The following is a 19,201-nucleotide window of genomic DNA, read 5'->3' as shown; positions in this document are numbered from 1 at the left end:
GACATGTCCAGGGAAGAGGCGCTCGCGATCGTCGAGACCGTGCTCGACAAGCGCGAAGACGACCTCGTCGACCTGCGACGCGACCTGCACGCCCACCCGGAGCTCTCCTGGCGCGAGAGCCGTACCACCGACCTGGTCTGCCACCACCTCGACGAGGTCGGATGGCGCCTGACCCGCACCGGCGAGTCGGGCCTGATCGCCGACCTCGGAGACGGCGACGGCCCCCGGGTCGCGCTGCGCGCCGACCTGGACGCGCTGCCCGTCAACGACACGACACCGGATCCGTGGCGCAGCCAGGTGCCCGGCGTCGCCCATGCCTGCGGTCACGACGTCCACACCACGGCGCTGCTCGGGGCGGGACTCGCGCTGGCCGAGGTGCACGCCGCCGGGCGGCTGCCGGGACGGGTGCGGCTGCTGTTCCAGCCGGCCGAGGAGGTCATGCCGGGTGGCGCCGCCCGGCTGATGGAAATCGGCGCCCTCGACGACGTCACCCGGATCTTCTGCCTGCACTGCGACCCGACGATCGACGTCGGGCACGTCGGGCTGCGCGAGGGCCCGGTCACCGGCGCGGCCGACTCCCTCGAGATCAGGCTGTCCGGGAGTGGCGGTCACACCAGCCGCCCGCACCTGACCGAGGACCTGACGTTCGCCCTCGCCAAGATCGTCACCGAGCTGCCTTCGGTGCTCTCGAGGCGGCTGGACCCGCGCGTCGGCGTCAGCCTCGTGTGGGGGCGCCTCGGGGCCGGCCGCGCGGTCAATGTGATCCCCGACTCCGGCACCCTGGCCGGCACGGTGCGGATGCTCGACGCGGTCGCCTGGAGCGACATGGAGGAGCGCATCCGGCGGCACGTCGCCGAGATCGTCGCGCCGTACGGCGTCCGTGCCGACGTCGACTACCAGCGCGGGGTCCCGCCGGTGGTCAACGACGCGGCCTCGGTCGCGCTGCTCGGCCGAGCGGTCGACGAGGTGCTCGGCACCGCCGGTCGGGCCCCCACGTCGCAGAGCCTGGGGGGCGAGGACTTCGCGTGGTACCTGACCCGGGTCTCGGGCGCGATGGGACGGCTCGGGACCCGCCAGCCGGGTGGCCCGACGTACGACATCCATCAGGGGAACCTGCGCGTCGACGAGCGCGCCACGGCGATCGGCGCCAAGGTGCTCGCCGGGGTGGCCCTCGGGGCCATCTAGCACTAGACAAGGGGCCGAACGTCACAAGTCGATGACAGGCCCTCCGGTTGATGACGTAGGGGGGTACCCGCCGTTAGGGTGACCCCCGAATCCGCGCCGACCCGAGGTGCGGGACGAACGAGGAGATCCACTTGCGCCACCCACTCAAGATCGTGATCGCGCTCGGGGCGGCCAGCCTGCTGATCGCCGGCTGCGGTAAGCCGAGCTCCAGCAACGCCACCGACGAGCCGAGCAGCTCCGGTCAGACCAGCTCCGGTGGTACGTCGACCGGCAGCCTCAAGGCATGCATGGTCCTCGACACCGGCGGCGTGGACGACAAGTCGTTCAACCAGTCCTCGTGGGCGGGCATGACGGCCGCGAAGGCAGCCAACTCGAACATCAGCGTCTCCTACGTCCCGTCCGGCTCCCAGAACGACTACACGCCGAACCTCACCGCCGAGACCAACAAGGGCTGCGACACGGTGATCGCGGTCGGCGGCTTGATGTACCAGGCGGTCGCGAAGATCGCCAAGAAGAACCCCAGCCAGCACTACGCGGAGATCGACAGCAGCAACCAGGGGCTCAAGAACGTCTACGGCCTGCAGTACAACACCGCCCAGGGCGGCTTCCTCGGCGGCTACCTCGCCGCGGGCATGTCGAAGACCGGCAAGGTGGCGACGTACGGCGGTTTGAACATCCCGCCGGTGACCATCTACATGGACGGCTTCTGGGAGGGCGTGCAGTACTACAACAAGCAGAAGGGTACGAACGTCCAGGTCCTCGGCTGGGACGAGACCAACCAGAAGGGTGGCACCTTCGCCAACTCCTTCACCGACGCCAACAAGGGCAAGCAGATCACCCAGCAGTTCCAGCAGCAGGGCGCCGACATCGTCTTCCCCGTTGCGGGTGGCACGGGTGTCGGCTCGGCCGCGGCGGCAGCCGCATCCGGGGGCAAGCTGAACGTGATCTGGGTCGACACCGACGGCTGCGAGAGCGTGTCGAACTACTGCAAGTACTTCATCACCTCGGTCACCAAGAACCTCACCGACTCGGTGACGGAGTACGTCGAGAAGGCCGCTTCCGGCACCTTCCCGAAGGGCAACTACATCGGCACCCTGGAGAACGACGGCACGGGCCTGGCTCCGTTCCACGACTGGGACAGCACGGTGCCGTCCGCCCTGAAGAGCGCGCTCGACCAGGTCCAGCAGGACATCATCTCCGGCAAGATCAAGATCACCTCGCCGAGCCAGCCGCAGTAGGGCCGGGTCACTGAGCTAGCCGCGGGGGGAGCACCGGCGCTGCCGGTGCTCCCCTCTCGGTATCTCCGGATGCGTGCGCCATGATGTGGGCGGCGCGAACAGGCGGGTCCGGGCCGAAGAGGGAGGTCCATCAGTGAAGCTCGAGCTTCGCGGCATCACCAAGCGCTTCGGCGACCTGGTCGCCAATGACGCCATCGACCTCGTGGTCGAACCCGGCGAGATCCACGCGCTGCTCGGGGAGAACGGGGCCGGCAAGAGCACGCTGATGAACGTGCTATACGGGCTCTACCAGCCCGACGCGGGCGAGATCCTCGTCGACGACGAGCCGGTCACCTTCTCCGGTCCCGGAGACGCGATGCGCGCGGGGATCGGCATGGTGCATCAGCACTTCATGCTGATTCCGGTGTTCACCGTGGCCGAGAACGTCGAGCTCGGCCACGAGCGCACCAGGCTCGGGTTCCTCAACCGGCGAGCCGCTCGCCGCGAGGTGCGGGAGGTCTCCGAGCGCTACGGACTCCAGGTGCCCGTCGACGCCCTGGTCCAGGACCTGCCGGTCGGCGTCCAGCAGCGTGTGGAGATCATCAAGGCGCTGATCCGGCACGCGCAGATCCTGATCCTCGACGAGCCGACTGCCGTGCTCACCCCCCAGGAGACCGACGACCTGATGGAGATCATGCGATCCCTCAAGGAGAGCGGCACCTCCATCGTCTTCATCACCCACAAGCTCCGCGAGGTTCGCGCCGTGGCCGACCGCATCACCGTGATCCGCCGCGGCAAGGTCGTCGGGGAGGCCAAGCCCACGGCGTCATCAGCGGAGCTGGCCTCGATGATGGTCGGGCGACCCGTCCAGCTGGAGATCGACAAGGAGGTCTCGAGGCCCGGGGCCGACGTCGTCCGGGTCGAGGAGCTCCGCATCGTGGACCAGGCCGGCCAGGTGACCGTCGACGGCGTGAGCTTCGTGGTGCGCGCGGGTGAGATCTACGCGCTCGCCGGTGTCCAGGGCAACGGCCAGACCGAGCTCACCGAGGCGCTGGTCGGCCTGGAGAAGATCGAGTCCGGGAAGGTCCTCATCGACGGCCGCGACGTCACCCGCGCCAAGATCGACGACATCCTCGGGCTCGGTGTCGGCTATGTCCCCGAGGACCGGCTCCACGACGGCCTCGTGAGCAGCTTCTCGGTCGCGGAGAACCTGGTTCTGGACCTCTACGACCGGGAGCCCTTCTCCAACGGCATCTCGCTCGACCTCGGTCGCATCGCCACGAACGCCGACGAGCGGATCTCCGAGTTCGATGTCCGGACGTCGTCCATCGAACATCCGGCGTCCACCCTCTCAGGCGGGAACCAGCAGAAGGTCGTCCTCGCGCGCGAGCTGTCCCGTCCGCTCAAGGTCCTAGTCGTCGCCCAGCCCACGCGCGGACTCGATGTCGGGTCGATGGAGTTCGTCCATCGCCGGATCGTGGCCGAGCGCGACAACGGGGCCGCAGTGATCGTGGTCTCCACCGAGCTCGACGAGGTGCTCGGGCTCGCCGACCGGATCGGCGTCATGTACCGGGGGAAGATCATCGGCGAGACGTCGGGCAGCGCCGATCCCGAGGCGATCGGGTTGCTGATGGCGGGGCAGGCTCAGGAGCAGGAGGAGGCGTCGTGAGCGAGCAGACCGCCGACCCCGCGGCCGACCCCCAGGCGGCGCTGGCTCACCGCGACGAACCGGAGCCGCACGGGTTCTGGGCACGCTACGCCCGCGCCAACTCCCTGGTCGTGACACTCCTTGCCTTCGTGACCGCGATGATCCTCGGCGGCCTGCTGATCGCAGTCGCCGACCCGAGGACCCAGGACGCGTCGCACTACTTCTTCCAGTATCCGTGGGACACCTTCCGCTACGGGTTCGCCGCCATCTGGCACGGGTACGTCGCGCTGTTCCAGGGCGCGATCTTCAACCCACACACGGCATCCAAGGGCACGTGGGCCGGATACGTCGGCCCGATCTCCGAGACCCTGACCAACGCCACACCGTTGATCCTCGGCGGGCTGTCGGTGGGGTTGGCGTTCCGCGCGGGTCTGTTCAACATCGGCGGACAGGGTCAGGTGATCGCCGGCGCGATCTGCGCCGGCTTCGTCGGGTTCCACTACGACCTGCCCCCCGGTCTCCACCTGCTGCTCGGCATCATCGCCGGCATCCTCGGCGGTGCCGTCTGGGGCGGACTGGCCGGCTTCCTCAAGGCGAAGACCGGTGCCCATGAGGTGATCACGACGATCATGCTCAACTACGTCGCGGTGTACCTCCTGGCGTATCTGCTGTCGGTCAAGGGGTTCCAGGCCCCGCCGTACGGCCAGGCGATCTCCAACCAGGTCCACAAGAGCGCCCAGCTGCCCCCGCTGCTCGGGAGCAGCGTCCGCGTGCACGCCGGCCTGATCCTGGCCCTGCTGGCAGCGTGGTTCGTCCACTGGCTGCTCACGAAGAGCACGCTCGGGTTCCGCCTCCGGGCGGTCGGTGCGAACCAGTTCGCGTCTCGTACCGCCGGGATGAACGTCGAGGGCAGCTACATCACGGTGATGGTGCTCGCCGGTGCACTGTGCGGACTCGCCGGGGTCAGCCAGATCCTCGGCACCAACAGCCAGATCACCGGTGACATCGACGCGGGGATCGGCTTCGACGCGATCACCGTCGCCCTGCTCGGCCGTGCCAACGCCAAGGGCATCGTGGCCGCGGGTGTGCTCTTCGGCGCCCTGCACGCGGGCGGCACCCAGCTGCAGTCGGCGACGGGGACTCCGATCGACCTCGTGCAGGTGATCCAGTCACTGATCGTGCTGTTCATCGCGGCGCCGATGCTGGTCCGAGCGATCTACCGGTTGAAGGGCTCCACCTCGGGCGTCGCCGGCGAGCTGGCGAAGGGGTGGAACGGATGACCATCGAACTCACGACACCCGAAGACCTCACCGTCGAGCACGCGGTGACCCGGGCACCCGTCTCACGTGCCCAGCGTTTGTCCGGCGGGATCTCACTGTTCGTGCTCGGGCTGTTGACGGTATGGCGGTTCGGCCTCGAGGGCCACCACCACCAGGACGCGAAGCTGCAGCTCGGCGCCACCGGTGCTGCGCACGTACCGCACTTCACGCTGCCGGCGGCGCCGGTCGCGTACGTGGCCGGCGGGCTGACCATCCTGCTGGGTCTGATCTGGCTCGTCGTACCGCGCCGCCGGCTGTTCGGGGTGGTCATGGGCGTCGGCATCCTGTTGTTCGTCTTCGCTCTCATCTGCTGGTTGGCCTCGGCCAGCTCCTTCGCCTTCGTGGACGTGGTCGGCCTCCTCACCAGCTCGATCGGTCTGGCGGTCCCGCTGATCCTGGGCGCGCTCGCGGGCGTCATGTGCGAGCGCTCCGCGGTGATCAACGTCGCCATCGAGGGTCAGATGCTCGCCGGTGCCTGGGCCGCCGCCCTGCTCGGCAGCCTGGTGGGCGCCACGGCCGGACTGGTGTCCGGTGCCCTGGCGGGCGCGCTCATGGGATGGATCCTCGCCGTGTTCGCCATCCGGTACCTCGTGAACCAGGTGGTGCTCGGTGTCGTGCTGAACGTCTTCGCCGCCGGCCTCACCGGCTTCGCCTACGACGCCTTCATGCAGCCGCACGCGGAGTCGCTCAACCAGCCGCCCCTGATGGACCCGCACAAGATCCCGCTGCTGGGCGACATCCCGGTGGTGGGGCCGCTGTTGTTCGACACCACCGTGCTCGTCTACATCACCTACGTGCTGATCGTGCTGGTCGACATCTGGCTCTTCCGCACGCGGTGGGGTCTGCGGACCCGGGCCGTCGGCGAGCATCCCAAGGCGGCCGACACCGTGGGGATCAAGGTGCTTGCGATGCGCTACCGCAACGTGATCCTCGGTGGCGCCATCGCCGGTCTGGGGGGCTCGTACTTCATCTTCTCGGTGGGGCAGTTCCAGAAGAACATCACCTCGGGCCAGGGCTTCATCGCCCTCGCCGCCGTGATCTTCGGACGCTGGAGCCCCCGGGGCGCCGTCGGCGCGGCCCTGTTGTTCGGGTTCGCGTCGGCACTGCAGGTGACGCTGTCGATCAACGCGCCGTCGATCCCGTCGAACGTCGTGGCGATGCTCCCCTACCTGGCGACCATCCTGGCGGTGGCGGGACTGGTCGGGAAGGTGCGGGCGCCCGCAGCCGACGGCGAACCCTATGTCAAGGGCTGAGGGTGACGGGCTGGTCGTGAAGGGATGGGCGTGAGGGACTCGTTCGACTGGGAGGCACTGCGTGCCGAGGCCGTCGCCGTCTCGCGTCGTGCCTATGCGCCGTACTCCCACTACCCCGTCGGTGCGGCGGCGACGGTCGACGACGGCAGGGTCGTGGTGGGCTGCAACGTCGAGAACGCGGCGTACGGCGTGGTGCTGTGCGCCGAGTGCGGCGTCGTGAGCTCGCTGCACGCCACCGGTGGTGGTCGGCTCACTCACCTGGTGTGCGTGAACGGTGAGGGCGAGGTGATCATGGCCTGCGGCCGATGCCGACAGCTGCTCTGGGAGAACGGCGGTCCGGAGCTCGAGGTCATGACCCCGCGTGGCGTTCTCCGGATGAGCGAGGTTCTACCGCAGGCCTTCGGCCCCGAGGACCTCGAGGCCGTCCATGGGCGGTGACCACGATGCCGTCGAGGTGATCGCCGCCAAGCGCGACCGCCGCGAGCTGTCGGACGACCAGATCGACTGGGTGGTGGGCGCCTACACGCGCGGCGAGGTCGCCGACGAGCAGATGTCGGCGCTGGCGATGGCGATCCTGCTGAACGGGATGAGCCGACGCGAGATCGGCCGGTGGACGGCGGCGATGATCGCGTCGGGGGAGCGGATGGACTTCTCCTCCCTGTCCCGCCCCACCGCCGACAAGCACTCCACGGGCGGGGTCGGGGACAAGATCACCCTCCCCCTGGCGCCGCTGGTGGCGGCGTGCGGGGTCGCCGTGCCGCAGTTGAGCGGCCGCGGCCTCGGCCACACCGGCGGCACGCTCGACAAGCTCGAGTCCGTCCCGGGGTGGCGCGCCGCGCTGTCGAACGACGAGCTGCTGGCGCAGCTGGAGTCCGTCGGCGCCGTGGTGTGCGCGGCCGGCGACGGGCTGGCTCCCGCCGACAAGAAGCTCTACGCCCTGCGCGACGTCACCGGCACCGTGCCCGCGATCCCGCTGATCGCCTCGTCGATCATGTCGAAGAAGATCGCCGAGGGCACCGGCGCCCTCGTGCTCGACGTGAAGGTCGGCACCGGCGCGTTCATGCGCACCGTCGACGAGGCCCGCGAGCTGGCGACGACGATGGTGGCGCTGGGGCAGGACGCCGGCGTCAGCACGGTGGCACTGCTCACCGACATGTCGACTCCGCTGGGGCTGACCGCCGGGAACGCCGTCGAGGTGCAGGAGTCGGTCGACGTCCTCGCCGGCGGCGGGCCGGCCGACGTGGTGGAGCTGACCCTGGCCCTGGCCCGGGAGATGCTCGCCGCGGCCGGACGGGACGACGTCGATCCGGCCGACAAGCTCGCTGACGGGTCGGCCATGGACGTGTGGCGCGCCATGATCTCTGCCCAGGGAGGCGATCCGTCCGCTCCCCTGCCGACTGCCCGCGAGACCCACGTCGTGCCGGCGCCGTCGTCGGGCACGATCACCCGGCTCGACGCCCTCGCGGTCGGCCTGGCCGCATGGCGTCTCGGTGCGGGCCGTGCGCGCAAGGAGGACGCGGTCCAGGCCGGTGCCGGGGTCGTCTGGCACGCGCGGCCGGGCGACGAGGTCACCGAGGGTCAGCCGCTGTTCACGCTGCACACCGACGACGCCGACCGCATCCCCCGCGCCCTCGAGTCGCTGGAAGGCGGCTACGAGATCGGCGATGCCGCTTCGCATGCACCGTCGCCGTTGGTGATCGAGCGGGTGGGCTGACCTCTTCCTGGGGGGCCGCTGTCTCAGCCGGCGCCGAGGGCGGTGTACCCGGGCTTGACGATGCTTTCGATGATCGCCAGCCGCTCGTCGAAGGGCAGGAAGGCGGACTTCATCGCGTTGATCGTGAACCAGCGGAGCCGGGCGAGGTCGTAGCCGAAGGCCTCGACGAGAGCCGTCATCTCACTGGTCATCGAGGTCTGGCTCATCAGCCGGTTGTCGGTGTTGACGGTGACCCGGAAGCGGAGGTCGGTGAGCAGGCCGATCGGGTGCTCGGCGATCGAGGGTGCGGCCCCGGTCTGGACGTTCGAGGCCGGGGCGAGCTCGAGTGGGATGCGCTTGTCGCGGACGTACGCCGCCAGCCGGCCGAGGTGGGCCCGGCCGTCGTCGTCGACGGTGATGTCGTCGACGATCCGCACACCGTGGCCGAGACGGTCGGCGCCGCACCACTGGATGGCCTCCCAGATGGACGGCAGGCCGAAGGCCTCGCCCGCGTGGATGGTGAAGTGGGAGTTCTGTCGCTGGAGGTACTCGAACGCGTCCAGGTGACGGGTCGGCGGGAAGCCCGCCTCGGCACCCGCGATGTCGAAGCCGACCACACCCGCGTCGCGCCAGGCCACCGACAGCTCCGCGATCTCCCGGGAGCGGGCCTGATGGCGCATGGCCGTGAGCAGCTGGCGCACCACGATCCGGCCCCCGGTCGGCCCCGGTGGAGCCTCCGCCATCCCGGCCTCGAAGCCGGAACGGACCGCCGCCACCACCTGGTCGAGGGTCAGTCCACGGCTGACGTGCTGTTCCGGGGCGTAGCGGATCTCGGCGTACACGACCCCGTCGGCGGCGAGGTCCGCCACGCACTCGCGGGCCACCCGCTCCAGGGCCTCCTCCGTCTGCATCACGACGACGGTGTGCTCGAAGGTCTCGAGGTACCGCACCAGCGAGCCCGAGTCGGCGGACTCGGCGAACCACCCGCCGAGGGAGTCCGCATCCGGCGCCGGGAGCTGATGGCCGACCTCCTCGGCCAGCTCCACCACGGTCTGTGGCCGCAGCCCTCCGTCGAGGTGGTCGTGGAGAAGCACCTTCGGTGCCTGGAGGATCTGCTCGCGGGTAGGTTCGGACACACGCCGATCCTGGCAGACCCGTCACCCACCCCGGAGATGAGATGCGAGTCCTCGACGACCTCGACGAGCTGGCCGGCCTGACCGGTGAGGAGCTCGGCACCAGTGACTGGCTGGAGATCGACCAGGACCGGGTCGACCGCTTCGCCGACGCCACCGGAGACCACCAGTGGATCCACGTCGACGTCGAGCGGGCGGCGTCCGGGCCGTTCGGCGGGACGATCGCACACGGGTACCTGACCTTGTCGCTGGTGCCCCTGCTCGGCAGCCAGGTCTTCTCGCTCGAGACGCCCGGCGCCAAGCTGAACTACGGCGTGAACAAGGTCCGCTTCCCGGCGCCGGTGCCGGTCGGCTCGCGCATCCGTGACCGGGTGGTGATGGGCGAGGTCACCGACCTCCCGACCGGCAAGCAGCTCACCCTGCGGCACACCATCGAGATCGACGGCCAGGACAAGCCCGCCTGCGTCGCCGAGACGGTCGTCCTCCTCATCGGCGGTTGAGCCCCCGGATCCTCTCCTCCGCCTCGGGCGCCGACACCACCTCGCACCCGGCGGCTGCGGCTGCGGCGATCACCCGCCGCTGGTCGCGCATCAGCGCCCAGCCGCGGCGTACCAGCACCAGAGGTGGCTTGCGGTGCTCGCGCAGGTCACGGGTGAGCCGGCGCCAGAAGGTGACCAGCGGATGCTGGCGCAGGCACAGCGCCGCCGCGAGCACGCCGTGCGCGCGGCATCCCGCGACGACCTCCTGGGCGAAGATCCCCTCGGCGATGAACAGCCCGGACCCGTCCAGGTCGACCACGTGCGTCCCCACCGGACCGTTCCGCGCGATGTCGTAGACAGGCGCCACCGTGCGCCCCGTGACCGCCAGCTCGCAGATGGCGGAGACGGCTCCGTCGCGGAGCCAGGAGCGCGGGTCGTCCCAGTCGACGAGGCCGGCGTTCGCGCCCGTGGCGATGCGGGGGAGCGCCGGATCGTCGCCGCTGCGGTAGTAGTCGTCGAGCCGGAGGACCGGGAGGCCGGTGCGGGCAGCGAGACGTGACTTCCCGACCCCGGACGGTCCGGCCAGCACCACGACGAGGGCCGGGACCGGGGTGGGCACCGCGACATTGTGCCGGAGCGCCTGGAAACCTTCCCGGCCGGGCCCCTCTGCCGATCAAAGGCGAAATTCCTCCAATCGTCTTCGACGAAAAGTAAAAAAACTGAGACTGGCGAGGGGCTTTCGAATGCTTGGTCCTGCTGACTACCTCATGGGGGAGAAATCATGCCGGTGTCGTCGACTCGATACGGGAACGTCCGGGCCCGGGTGGCCGTCGTCGGGGTCCTGATCGCCGCCTTGGCGGTCACGCTGGCGGGCCCGAACGCCTCGGCCGACGGGTCGGCGTCGCGCACCGTCTCGAAGGCGCGGGTCCACAAGGTCAAGGTCGGGCACTCCTTCTTCGGCGTGCACGACCGCTACCTGAGCTCGCTCCGGCGCGCGAGCACCGGGTCGATCCGGATCTGGGACGCGGGCACCGACTGGGCGACGATCGAGCCGACGGAGGGCACCTGGAACTGGGCACCCCTCGATGCCGTGGTGAAGGCGGCGCACAACAACGGCACGGCGGTCACCCTGGTGCTGGGCCTCTCGCCGTGGTACGCCGCCTCCACGCCCACGGACGCGCCCGACCCCACGATGTACCGCGACTACGTGCAGGCCGTGATGGAGCGCTACCGGGCCGGCCACTGGGGCTACCGCGGCATCCAGTCCTACCAGGTCTGGAACGAGGCCAACATCTCGACGTTCTGGACCGGCACCGACGACGAGCTGGCTGAGATGACCAGGACCGTGCACAGCGTCCGCGACGCGGTCGACCCCGGAGTGCGGGTGATCGGACCGGCGATGGTGACCCGGCTGAGGTTCGAGCAGAAGGCGGCCCGCGCGTTCTACTCGACCAAGCTGCACTCGACCGGCCAGCCGGTGTGGAAGTACGTGGACGCGGTCTCGCTGAACCTGTACCCGACGGAGACCGTGGCCACCAGCAACGGCGGCCAGCGCCCGTCGATCCCCGAGGACGCCATGGCGCTGCTGCACACGATGCGCGGCTTCCTGGACGACGCGAACGTCCCGCGCTCGAAGCCGATCTGGGACACCGAGATCAACTACGGCATGGGCCGTGACGCCACCGACGTGCCGATCTCCGGGGCCCGCCAGACCGCCAACGTCATTCGCACCTACCTGCTCAACGCCGCGCAGGGCGTCAAGCAGGTCGACTGGTACGCCTACGACATGGGCACCCTCCCCGGCGGCGGCACGCTCGGCAACACCCTGCTGACGGACCCCAGACACCGCGCTGCCGGGACCCTGACCCGGGCCGGCAAGGCCTTCACCATGGTCCAGAAGTGGATGAACGGCACGATGATCGGGACCACCACTCAGCGTCCGTGCATCAAGAACCGGCAGGGCACCTACACCTGCAAGATCAAGTACGCCACGCGCGTCGGCCGCATCTACTGGAACCCGTTCAAGACGGTCAAGGTCCGGCTGGTGAGCACCGCGACGAGGAAGACCAACGAGAACGGCGTGACCAGCCGGGTCACCGGCGGCAGCCGGATCAAGGTGAACTTCAAGCCGGTCCTGGTGAAGTCCAAGAGGTGACGTGGGGCACGCGGGCCTTGTTACGATTCGTCGTCCAGTCCGGAGGGGGGCCCATGTTCCGACTGTCGTCCCGCGCCCGTTCACGGCGCATCACCATCGTCTCGGCGTTGGCCGCCACGCTCGCCCTGGTGGCGTGCACACCGGCCACCGCCTCCAACGTCCGGGTCAGGCACGGCCTGTTCGGCATCCACGACAACACGTCCACCAGCGGCTCGCTGGGCAAGATCCATCCCGGCGCCGTCCGGCTCTGGGATGTCGGAGTGCAGTGGGGCCAGGTCGAGACCTCGCGCCACCACTACTCGTGGGGCCGCCTCGACCAGCTGGTCACGGCGGCGCGGAAGCACCACGCCGAGGTGACCATGGTCGTCGCCGGCACGCCGTCCTTCTACTCCAAGGACCCGTGGAACGTCCCGGCCACGCACATCGGCGACTACAAGGCGTTCGTCGCGCACGTGATGAAGCGCTACGGCAGGAGGATCTCGGCGTACCAGGTCTGGAACGAGGGCAACATCAAGACGTTCTGGACCGGCACGTTCGCGAAGCTGGCCAGGCTCACCCAGGCCATGGACCAGGTGCGGGACAAGTTCGCCCGTCGCGCGAAGGTGATCGCCCCGCCGATGGTGACCCGGCTCAAGTTCGAGATGAAGGGTCTCAGCAGCTTCTACAACCAGCGGGTCGGCGGCAAGGCCGTCTGGAGGTACGTCGACGCCGTCGCCCTCAGCCTGTACCCCACCGAACGGGCGGGGACGCGACTGGCCGTGCCGGAGGACAGCATCCGTCTGCTGCACGCCGCGAAGCAGCGCCTGCGAGCCGCCGGTGTGCCCGGCTCGAAGCCGATCTGGAACACCGAGGTCAACTACGGCATGGGTTCCGGGACAGCGGTCAAGATCTCCGACGCCCGCCAGATCGCGAACGTGATGCGGACCTACCTGCTCAACGCGGCCAACGGCGTCAAGCGGGTGTTCTGGTACCGCTACGACTGGGGCTACCTGCCCGGCACCGCCGGAACCCTGGGGAACACCCTGCTGACCTCACCCACCAACTCGGGCTCGCTGCGTCCGGCGGGCAAGGCGTACCTGCGCATCCAGCAGTGGATGCACGGCACTCTGCTCGGCACCCGGACCGGCCCGCCCTGCCGGACCGACCGGCACGGCACCTACACCTGCGTGGTCAAGGACTCCTCGGGCGTCCGGCGGATCTACTGGAACCCGTTCCACCGGGCCAAGGTCAGGCTCGCCTCCAACGCCCATCACAAGACCACCGAGTTCGGGGTCCGGGACCGGGTGAAGCCGCGGTCGACCCTCGCGGTCAACTACAAGCCGGTGATGGTCAGCAGCTAGGACCTGCACCAGCCAGTGGTCAGACCCCGATCGGGTGCCAGACGGTCTTGGTCTCCAGGAAGTCGGTCATCCGGTCGAGGCCGGGGTCGAGGCTCCAGTCCGGCTCGGCCGCGGGGGCGCGGCGTACCCGCTTGAGGTTCGCCGCGGCCTCGACCTCGAGGGCGGTGGCCCGCTCCGGGTCTCCGGCCAGACCGGTCAGGTCGATCGCGTTCACGTCCATGTGCGACGCCAGGGTCGGGGCGGTGCGGTCGAGCGACCCGGTCAGGATGTTGACAACGCCGCCCGGCACGTCCGAGGTGGCGAGCACCTCGGCGACGGTCACGGCCGGGAGCGGCCGCCCCTCCGACGAGGCGACGACGACGGTGTTGCCGGCCACGATCACCGGCGCGACGACGCTGACCAGCCCGAGCAGGCTGGATTCCTGCGGGGCGAGGACCGCGACCACGCCGGTCGGCTCCGGGGTCGAGAGGTTGAAGAACGGCCCGGCAACCGGGTTGGCGTTGCCGACGACCTGGGCGAGCTTGTCAGCCCACCCGGCGTACCAGACGAGCCGGTCGATGGACTCGTCCAGCACCCTGCCGGCGGCCGCGGCCGTGCGGCCCTCGCCCTGGCGCAGCGCCTCGACGAACTGCGGGCGGCGGTCCTCCATCACCTCGGCGATGCGGTAGACCACCTGGCCGCGGTTGTACGCCGTGCGCCCGGCCCAGCCGGGGAACGCCTTGCGCGCCGCCGCGACCGCGTCGCGCGCGTCCTTGCGGGACGCCAGGGCGGCGTTCGCCACGAACCGCCCCTTCACGTCGTTCACGACGTAGGAGTGGCCGGACTCCGAGCGCGGGAAGTCGCCGCCGATGAACAGCTTGTAGGTCTTGCGGACGCTCTGTCGTGTCTCGGCGCGTGTCACTTGAGGTAGGCCTCCAGACCGTGACGGCCGCCTTCGCGGCCGTAGCCCGACTCCTTGTAGCCGCCGAAGGGGCTGGCCGGGTCGAACTTGTTGAACGTGTTGGCCCACACCACACCCGCTCGCAGCGCGTTGGCCATCTTCAGGATGCGGGAGCCCTTGTCGGTCCAGACGCCGGCCGACAGGCCGTACGGCGGGTTGTTGGCCTTCTCGATCGCCTCCGCCGGCGTGCGGAACGTCAGCACCGACAGCACCGGCCCGAAGATCTCCTCGCGGGCGATCCGGTGGGCCTGGCTGACTCCGGTGAAGATCGTCGGCGGGAACCAGAAGCCGTGCTCGGGCAGCTCGCACGGCGGTGACCAGCGACCCGCCCCCTCGCGCTCGCCGATCTCGGACAGCTCGCGGATCTTGGCCAGCTGCTCGGCGGAGTTGATCGCGCCGATGTCGGTGTTCTTGTCCAGCGGGTCGCCGATGCGGAGCGTGCCCATCCGTCGCTTGAGCCGGGCGAGCACCTCGTCGGCCACGCTCTCCTGAACCAGCAGCCGCGAGCCCGCGCAGCAGACGTGGCCCTGGTTGAAGAAGATCCCGTTCACGATGCCCTCGACCGCCTGGTCGATCGGGGCGTCGTCGAAGACGATGTTCGCGGCCTTGCCACCGAGCTCGAGGGTGACCCGCTTGTCGGTGCCGGCGACGGCCTTCGCGATCGCCCGGCCGACCTCGGTCGAGCCCGTGAACGCGACCTTGTCGACGTCCGGGTGGGAGACCAGTGCGCGTCCGGTGTCGCCCGCACCGGTGATGATGTTGACGACCCCGGCCGGGAGGTCGGCCTGCTGGCAGATCTCGGCGAACAGCAGGGCCGTGAGCGGCGTGGTCTCGGCCGGCTTCAGCACCACGGTGTTGCCACAGGCCAGCGCCGGCGCGATCTTCCAGGCCAGCATCAGCAGGGGGAAGTTCCAGGGGATGACCTGCCCGGCGACGCCGAGGCTCTGCGTCCCGCTCTGCCCATTTCCCGGGCGTGAGTACTCCAGCTTGTCGGCCCAGCCGGCGTAGTAGAAGAAGTGGGCCGCGGCGATTGGGACGTCGACGTCGCGGGTCTCCTTGATCGGCTTGCCGTTGTCGATCGACTCCAGCACGGCGAGCTCCCGGCCACGCTCCTGGAGGATCCGGGCGATCCGGAAGAGGTACTTGGCGCGCTCCTTGCCGGGCATCCGGCCCCAGACCCGGCTGTGCGCGCGTCGTGCCGCCTTGACCGCGAGGTCGACGTCGGCCTCGTCGGCCTCCGCGACCTCGGCGAGCACCTCCTCGGTCGACGGGCTGATCGTCTTGAAGCTCCGGCCGTGCCCGTCGACGAAGTCACCGCCGACGAACAGGCCGTACGACGGCTTGATGTCGACGATTGCGCGGGACTCGGGCGCCGGTGCGTACTCGAACCTCCCGGCGGTCGAGCTTGTCGAGACCACGGCGTCAGCCTCCTCAGTCCAGGGTGAAGTAGTCGGGGCCGGAGTAGCGGCCGGTGGCGAGCCTGGTGCGCTGCATCAGTAGGTCGTTGAGCAGCGTGGACGCGCCGAACCGGAACCAGTCCGGGTCGAGCCAGTCGGGCCCGGCGATCTCGTTGACCATCACGAGGTACTTGATCGCGTCCTTGCTGGTGCGGATGCCGCCGGCCGGCTTGACCCCGACCATCCGGCCGGTCTGCTCGCGGTGGTCGCGGACCGCCTCGAGCATGACCAGGGTGACCGGCGGAGTGGCCGCGGGCTGGACCTTGCCGGTCGAGGTCTTGATGAAGTCGGCGCCGGCCATCATCGAGAGCCAGCTGGCGCGACGTACGTTGTCGTAGGTCTGGAGCTCGCCGGTCTCCATGATCACCTTGAGGTGGGCGGCGCCCCCCTCTCTGGCACAGGCCTCGCGCACCGCCACGATCTCCTCGAAGACCTGGAGGTAGTGCCCCGCCAGGAAGGCGCCCCGGTCGATCACCATGTCGACCTCGTCGGCGCCGGCGGCGACGGCCTCGCGGGTGTCGGCGAGCTTCACCTCCATCGCCGCACGCCCGCTCGGGAACGCCGTGGCTACGGACGCGACGTGGATGCCGCTGGACCCCAGGGCCTGCTTCGCCGTCGCGACCATGTCGGGGTAGACGCAGACCGCCGCGACCGGCGGACAGCTCGGGTCGGCCGGGTCGGGTCGCCTCGCCTTCGCGGACAGCGCCCGGACCTTGCCCGGCGTGTCCTGCCCCTCGAGGGTGGTGAGATCGACCATCGAGATCGCCAGATCGATCGCGTAGGCCTTCGCGGTGGTCTTGATCGAGCGCGTGCCGAGGCTCGCCGCGCGCTGCTCGGCGCCGACCTGGTCGACGCCCGGCAGGCCGTGCAGGAAGCGCCGCAACGACGACTCCGAGGCCGTCACGTCCGCCCAGTCGTGACCCGGCTCGTGACCGGGCTCGTGACCGGGGCCCACGGTCGGGGTGGCTGTGCTCGTCACCAGCCCAGCATAGAGTTGAGGGTCCGACGCCCGGTATTCGAGCGACGACCCAGGAGTGCGACGACATGGCCGACCACGAGGCCGAGGAGATCCAGCGGTTCCGTCCGACCAATGGGCGGGCGATGGGCGCCCTGGGGCTCGCCATGGCCGCGTGCGCCGCCGTCCTGTTCGTGGTCTACGAGTCGCCCGCCGTCGCCGTTCCCGGCGTCCTCGGCTGCGCCTTCCTGGCCGGGCTGGTCTGGATGGCGATGCTCCGCCCGAGTGTCGCCGCCACGACCACCGAGCTGCGGTTGCGCACCCTGGCCGGAGACGTGTCGATCCCGTTGGCCTCGATCGAGACGGTGGTCGTACGTCGGTACCTGCTGGTCCGCTCCGGCGGCCAGAAGTACATCTGTCCCGCGATCAGCCGGCCGCTCCGCAAGACCGTGCGTGCGGAGATGAGGTGGAGCGGCAGCCCGCAGATGCTGTCGCCGGACCTGTCGGAGGAGCGGCTGAGTGGCGGCCGCCTCCGGACCGAGGTCAAGGGCGCGAACGAGATGGCCTATCCCGACTTCGTGGAGCAGCGGATCACCCAGCTCGCGGTCAACGACCGGCTCCGGCTCGGCATCCAGGAGCGCTCGGAGGAGGAGTACGAGCTCGGCTCACAGGTCGTCCGTCGTACGGCGTGGCTCGAGATCGGCGTCCTGGCGGCCCTGGCCGCGGCGTTCGTGGTGACGCTGGTCGTCCTCTGACTCAGATCCCTGCAGCGGCCTTGATGTCGTCGCGGAGCGCGTCGAGGCGCGCGGCCGCGGAGATCCGGGCGGCATCGACGCCGGCCTCCTCGTCGACCGGCACGACCACCTCGAGGTAGCACTTCAGCTTCGGCTCGGTGCCGCTCGGGCGCACGATGACCCGCGCGCCGCTGCCCAGCCGGTAGCGCAGGCCGTCGGTGGGTGGCAGGCCGCCGTCGCCGCGGGAGAGGTCGTCGACGGTCCGCACCGGAAGCCCGCCCAGGGCGGACGGGGAAGCCGCACGCAGCCGCTCCATCGCCGCGGCGATCTCGGCCAGGTCGGTGACCCGCACGGAGAGCTGGTCGGTGGCATGCAGGCCGTGCGCGAGCGCGAGGTCGTCCAGCACGTCGACCAGGGTGCGACCCTGCGCCTTCTCGGCGGCGGCCAGCTCGCACAGCAGCAGCAACGCCGAGACGCCGTCCTTGTCCTTCACGTGCTCGGGGTCGACGCAGTAGCCGAGCGCCTCCTCGTAGCCGAACACCAGCCCGTCGACCTTGCTGATCCACTTGAACCCGGTCAGCGTCTCGGCGAACGGCTGACCCGCTGCCGCCGCCATCTTCCCGAGCAGGCTGGAGGAGACGATCGAGCAGGCATACGTGCCGGTGTGCCCGCCGGTCAGCAGGTGGTGCGCCAGCAGGACCCCGACCTCGTCCCCGCGCAGCATCCGCCACCCGTGCGCGTCCGGCACCGCGGCGGCGCACCGGTCGGCGTCGGGGTCGTTGGCGACCACGAGGTCGACCTGCCTCTCGGCGGCCAGGGCCATCGCCAGGTCCATCGCCCCGGCCTCCTCCGGGTTGGGGAAGGAGACCGTGGGGAAGTCGGCGTCCGGCTGCTCCTGCTGCGGCACGACGTACGGCGAGTCGAAGCCGGCCGTCTCGAGCACCTGGGCCACCGACGTACCGCCGACGCCGTGCAGCGGCGTGTAGACCAGCCGCAGGTCACGAGGGCCGTCACCGGCCAGCCCGGCCACCGTGTCGAGGTACGCGTCGACGATGCTCTCGCCGAGGACCGTCCAGCCGTCGCCGCGCGGGATCTCCGACACCGGCCCGACGGCCTCGATGCGGGCCGCGATCCGGGCGTCCGCAGGCGGCACGATCTGGCTGCCGTCACCCAGGTAGACCTTGTAGCCGTTGTCGCGCGGCGGGTTGTGGCTCGCGGTCACCATCACCCCGGCGACGCAGCCCAGCTCGCGGATCGCGAACGCGAGCTGCGGCGTCGGCAGAGGGCGCGGGAGCACGAGAGCGCGCAGCCCGGCACCGGTCATCACCTCGGCGGTGTCGCGGGCGAACACGTCGGACTTGTGCCGCGCGTCGTACCCGATCACGACGGAGGCGTCGCGCTCCGCGCCGCCTCGCTTCTCCAGGCCGTGCTCGACCAGGTACGCCGCGAGGCCGGCCGCCGTGCGGGTGACGACCGCCCGGTTCATCCGGTTCGGGCCGGCACCCAGCTCGCCGCGGAGCCCCGCGGTCCCGAACTGCAGGGTCCCGTCGAACCGGTCGGCGAGCTCGTCCCGGGCCGCCGCGTCGTCGCGTGCCAGCAGCGCCTCGAGCTCGGCCCTCGTCTCGGGGTCCGGGTCGTCGGCCGCCCAGGCCCGGGCGCGCGCGGTCAGCTCGTCGGTGCGGTCGCTCACGCT

At 70.2% G+C, this 19,201-nt stretch carries 17 protein-coding genes; 11 read left to right on the top strand and 6 right to left on the bottom strand.

Going from position 1 to position 19,201, the window contains the following annotated elements; genetic code table 11:
* Positions 1–3: 3 nt before the first annotated feature.
* From VGK78_RS05650 to VGK78_RS05620, 7 genes are all read left to right on the top strand, one after another.
* On the top strand, positions 4–1,185 hold the full coding sequence (locus VGK78_RS05650; RefSeq protein ID WP_331526511.1) for an amidohydrolase: 1,182 nt from the start codon (positions 4–6) through the stop codon (positions 1,183–1,185).
* Between the two features lie 131 nt (positions 1,186–1,316).
* Positions 1,317–2,423 (top strand): BMP family ABC transporter substrate-binding protein, encoded by a 1,107-nt coding sequence (locus tag VGK78_RS05645; protein ID WP_331526510.1) that lies wholly within the window; start codon positions 1,317–1,319, stop codon positions 2,421–2,423.
* 133 nt (positions 2,424–2,556) lie between these two features.
* The gene (locus VGK78_RS05640; protein ID WP_331526509.1) at positions 2,557–4,071 is read left to right on the top strand and encodes an ABC transporter ATP-binding protein; all 1,515 of its coding nucleotides are present in this window, start codon (positions 2,557–2,559) and stop codon (positions 4,069–4,071) included.
* A complete protein-coding gene (locus VGK78_RS05635; RefSeq protein ID WP_331526508.1) occupies positions 4,068–5,330 on the top strand; it encodes an ABC transporter permease in 1,263 nt (420 codons plus the stop codon). Before VGK78_RS05640 ends, VGK78_RS05635 begins: the two co-directional genes overlap by 4 nt.
* Complete coding sequence (locus VGK78_RS05630) at positions 5,327–6,622, top strand: ABC transporter permease (RefSeq protein WP_331526507.1); 1,296 nt, start codon at positions 5,327–5,329, stop codon at positions 6,620–6,622. The genes VGK78_RS05635 and VGK78_RS05630 overlap by 4 nt, the downstream gene beginning before the upstream one ends.
* 24 nt (positions 6,623–6,646) lie before the next feature.
* A complete protein-coding gene (locus VGK78_RS05625) occupies positions 6,647–7,060 on the top strand; it encodes a cytidine deaminase (protein ID WP_331526506.1) in 414 nt (137 codons plus the stop codon).
* Complete coding sequence (locus VGK78_RS05620; RefSeq protein ID WP_331526505.1) at positions 7,050–8,336, top strand: thymidine phosphorylase; 1,287 nt, start codon at positions 7,050–7,052, stop codon at positions 8,334–8,336. The genes VGK78_RS05625 and VGK78_RS05620 overlap by 11 nt, the downstream gene beginning before the upstream one ends.
* A gap of 23 nt (positions 8,337–8,359) precedes the next feature.
* Here the strand turns inward: VGK78_RS05620 and VGK78_RS05615 are convergent, their stop codons facing one another.
* Positions 8,360–9,451: an adenosine deaminase gene (locus VGK78_RS05615; RefSeq protein ID WP_331526504.1), complete on the bottom strand. Its 1,092-nt coding sequence runs from the start codon at positions 9,449–9,451 to the stop codon at positions 8,360–8,362.
* Positions 9,452–9,492: 41 nt separating this feature from the next.
* On the opposite strand from VGK78_RS05615, the gene VGK78_RS05610 reads away from it, so the two are divergent.
* Positions 9,493–9,948: a MaoC family dehydratase gene (locus VGK78_RS05610; protein WP_331526502.1), complete on the top strand. Its 456-nt coding sequence runs from the start codon at positions 9,493–9,495 to the stop codon at positions 9,946–9,948.
* Here the strand turns inward: VGK78_RS05610 and VGK78_RS05605 are convergent.
* On the bottom strand, positions 9,935–10,546 hold the full coding sequence (locus VGK78_RS05605; RefSeq protein ID WP_331526501.1) for an ATP-binding protein: 612 nt from the start codon (positions 10,544–10,546) through the stop codon (positions 9,935–9,937). The two genes, VGK78_RS05610 and VGK78_RS05605, sit on opposite strands and share 14 nt — an antisense overlap.
* 162 nt (positions 10,547–10,708) lie before the next feature.
* Between VGK78_RS05605 and VGK78_RS05600 the strand changes: the two genes are divergently transcribed.
* Both VGK78_RS05600 and VGK78_RS05595 read left to right on the top strand, forming a co-directional pair.
* Positions 10,709–12,082 carry a hypothetical protein gene (locus VGK78_RS05600; protein ID WP_331526500.1) on the top strand — a complete coding sequence of 458 codons (1,374 nt, stop codon included), beginning with the start codon at positions 10,709–10,711 and terminating at the stop codon, positions 12,080–12,082.
* 53 nt (positions 12,083–12,135) lie between these two features.
* On the top strand, positions 12,136–13,422 hold the full coding sequence (locus VGK78_RS05595) for a hypothetical protein (protein ID WP_331526499.1): 1,287 nt from the start codon (positions 12,136–12,138) through the stop codon (positions 13,420–13,422).
* Between the two features lie 19 nt (positions 13,423–13,441).
* Here the strand turns inward: VGK78_RS05595 and VGK78_RS05590 are convergent, their stop codons facing one another.
* The 3 genes from VGK78_RS05590 to deoC are packed head-to-tail and all read right to left on the bottom strand — an operon-like array spanning position 13,442 to position 16,774.
* Positions 13,442–14,323: an aldehyde dehydrogenase family protein gene (locus tag VGK78_RS05590; protein WP_331526498.1), complete on the bottom strand. Its 882-nt coding sequence runs from the start codon at positions 14,321–14,323 to the stop codon at positions 13,442–13,444.
* Positions 14,320–15,780, bottom strand: a complete 1,461-nt coding sequence (locus VGK78_RS05585) for an aldehyde dehydrogenase family protein (protein WP_331526497.1) — start codon at positions 15,778–15,780, stop codon at positions 14,320–14,322. The genes VGK78_RS05590 and VGK78_RS05585 overlap by 4 nt, the downstream gene beginning before the upstream one ends.
* Positions 15,781–15,793: 13 nt before the next feature.
* A complete protein-coding gene (gene deoC, locus VGK78_RS05580) occupies positions 15,794–16,774 on the bottom strand; it encodes a deoxyribose-phosphate aldolase (protein ID WP_414690637.1) in 981 nt (326 codons plus the stop codon).
* Between the two features lie 89 nt (positions 16,775–16,863).
* Here deoC and VGK78_RS05575 point away from each other — a divergent pair, with 89 nt between their 5' ends.
* Positions 16,864–17,529, top strand: coding sequence for a hypothetical protein (locus tag VGK78_RS05575; protein WP_331526496.1), 666 nt, complete (start codon positions 16,864–16,866; stop codon positions 17,527–17,529).
* 1 nt (position 17,530) lies between these two features.
* On the opposite strand, the gene VGK78_RS05570 is transcribed toward VGK78_RS05575, so the two are convergent.
* Positions 17,531–19,198, bottom strand: coding sequence for a phospho-sugar mutase (locus VGK78_RS05570; RefSeq protein ID WP_331526495.1), 1,668 nt, complete (start codon positions 19,196–19,198; stop codon positions 17,531–17,533).
* Positions 19,199–19,201: the final 3 nt, after the last annotated feature.

The sequence above is a fragment of the Nocardioides sp. genome (assembly GCF_036503465.1).
GTDB lineage: Bacteria > Actinomycetota > Actinomycetes > Propionibacteriales > Nocardioidaceae > Nocardioides.
Note: the sequence above shows the minus strand (reverse complement) of the source record. Positions and strands in the feature narration are given on the sequence as shown.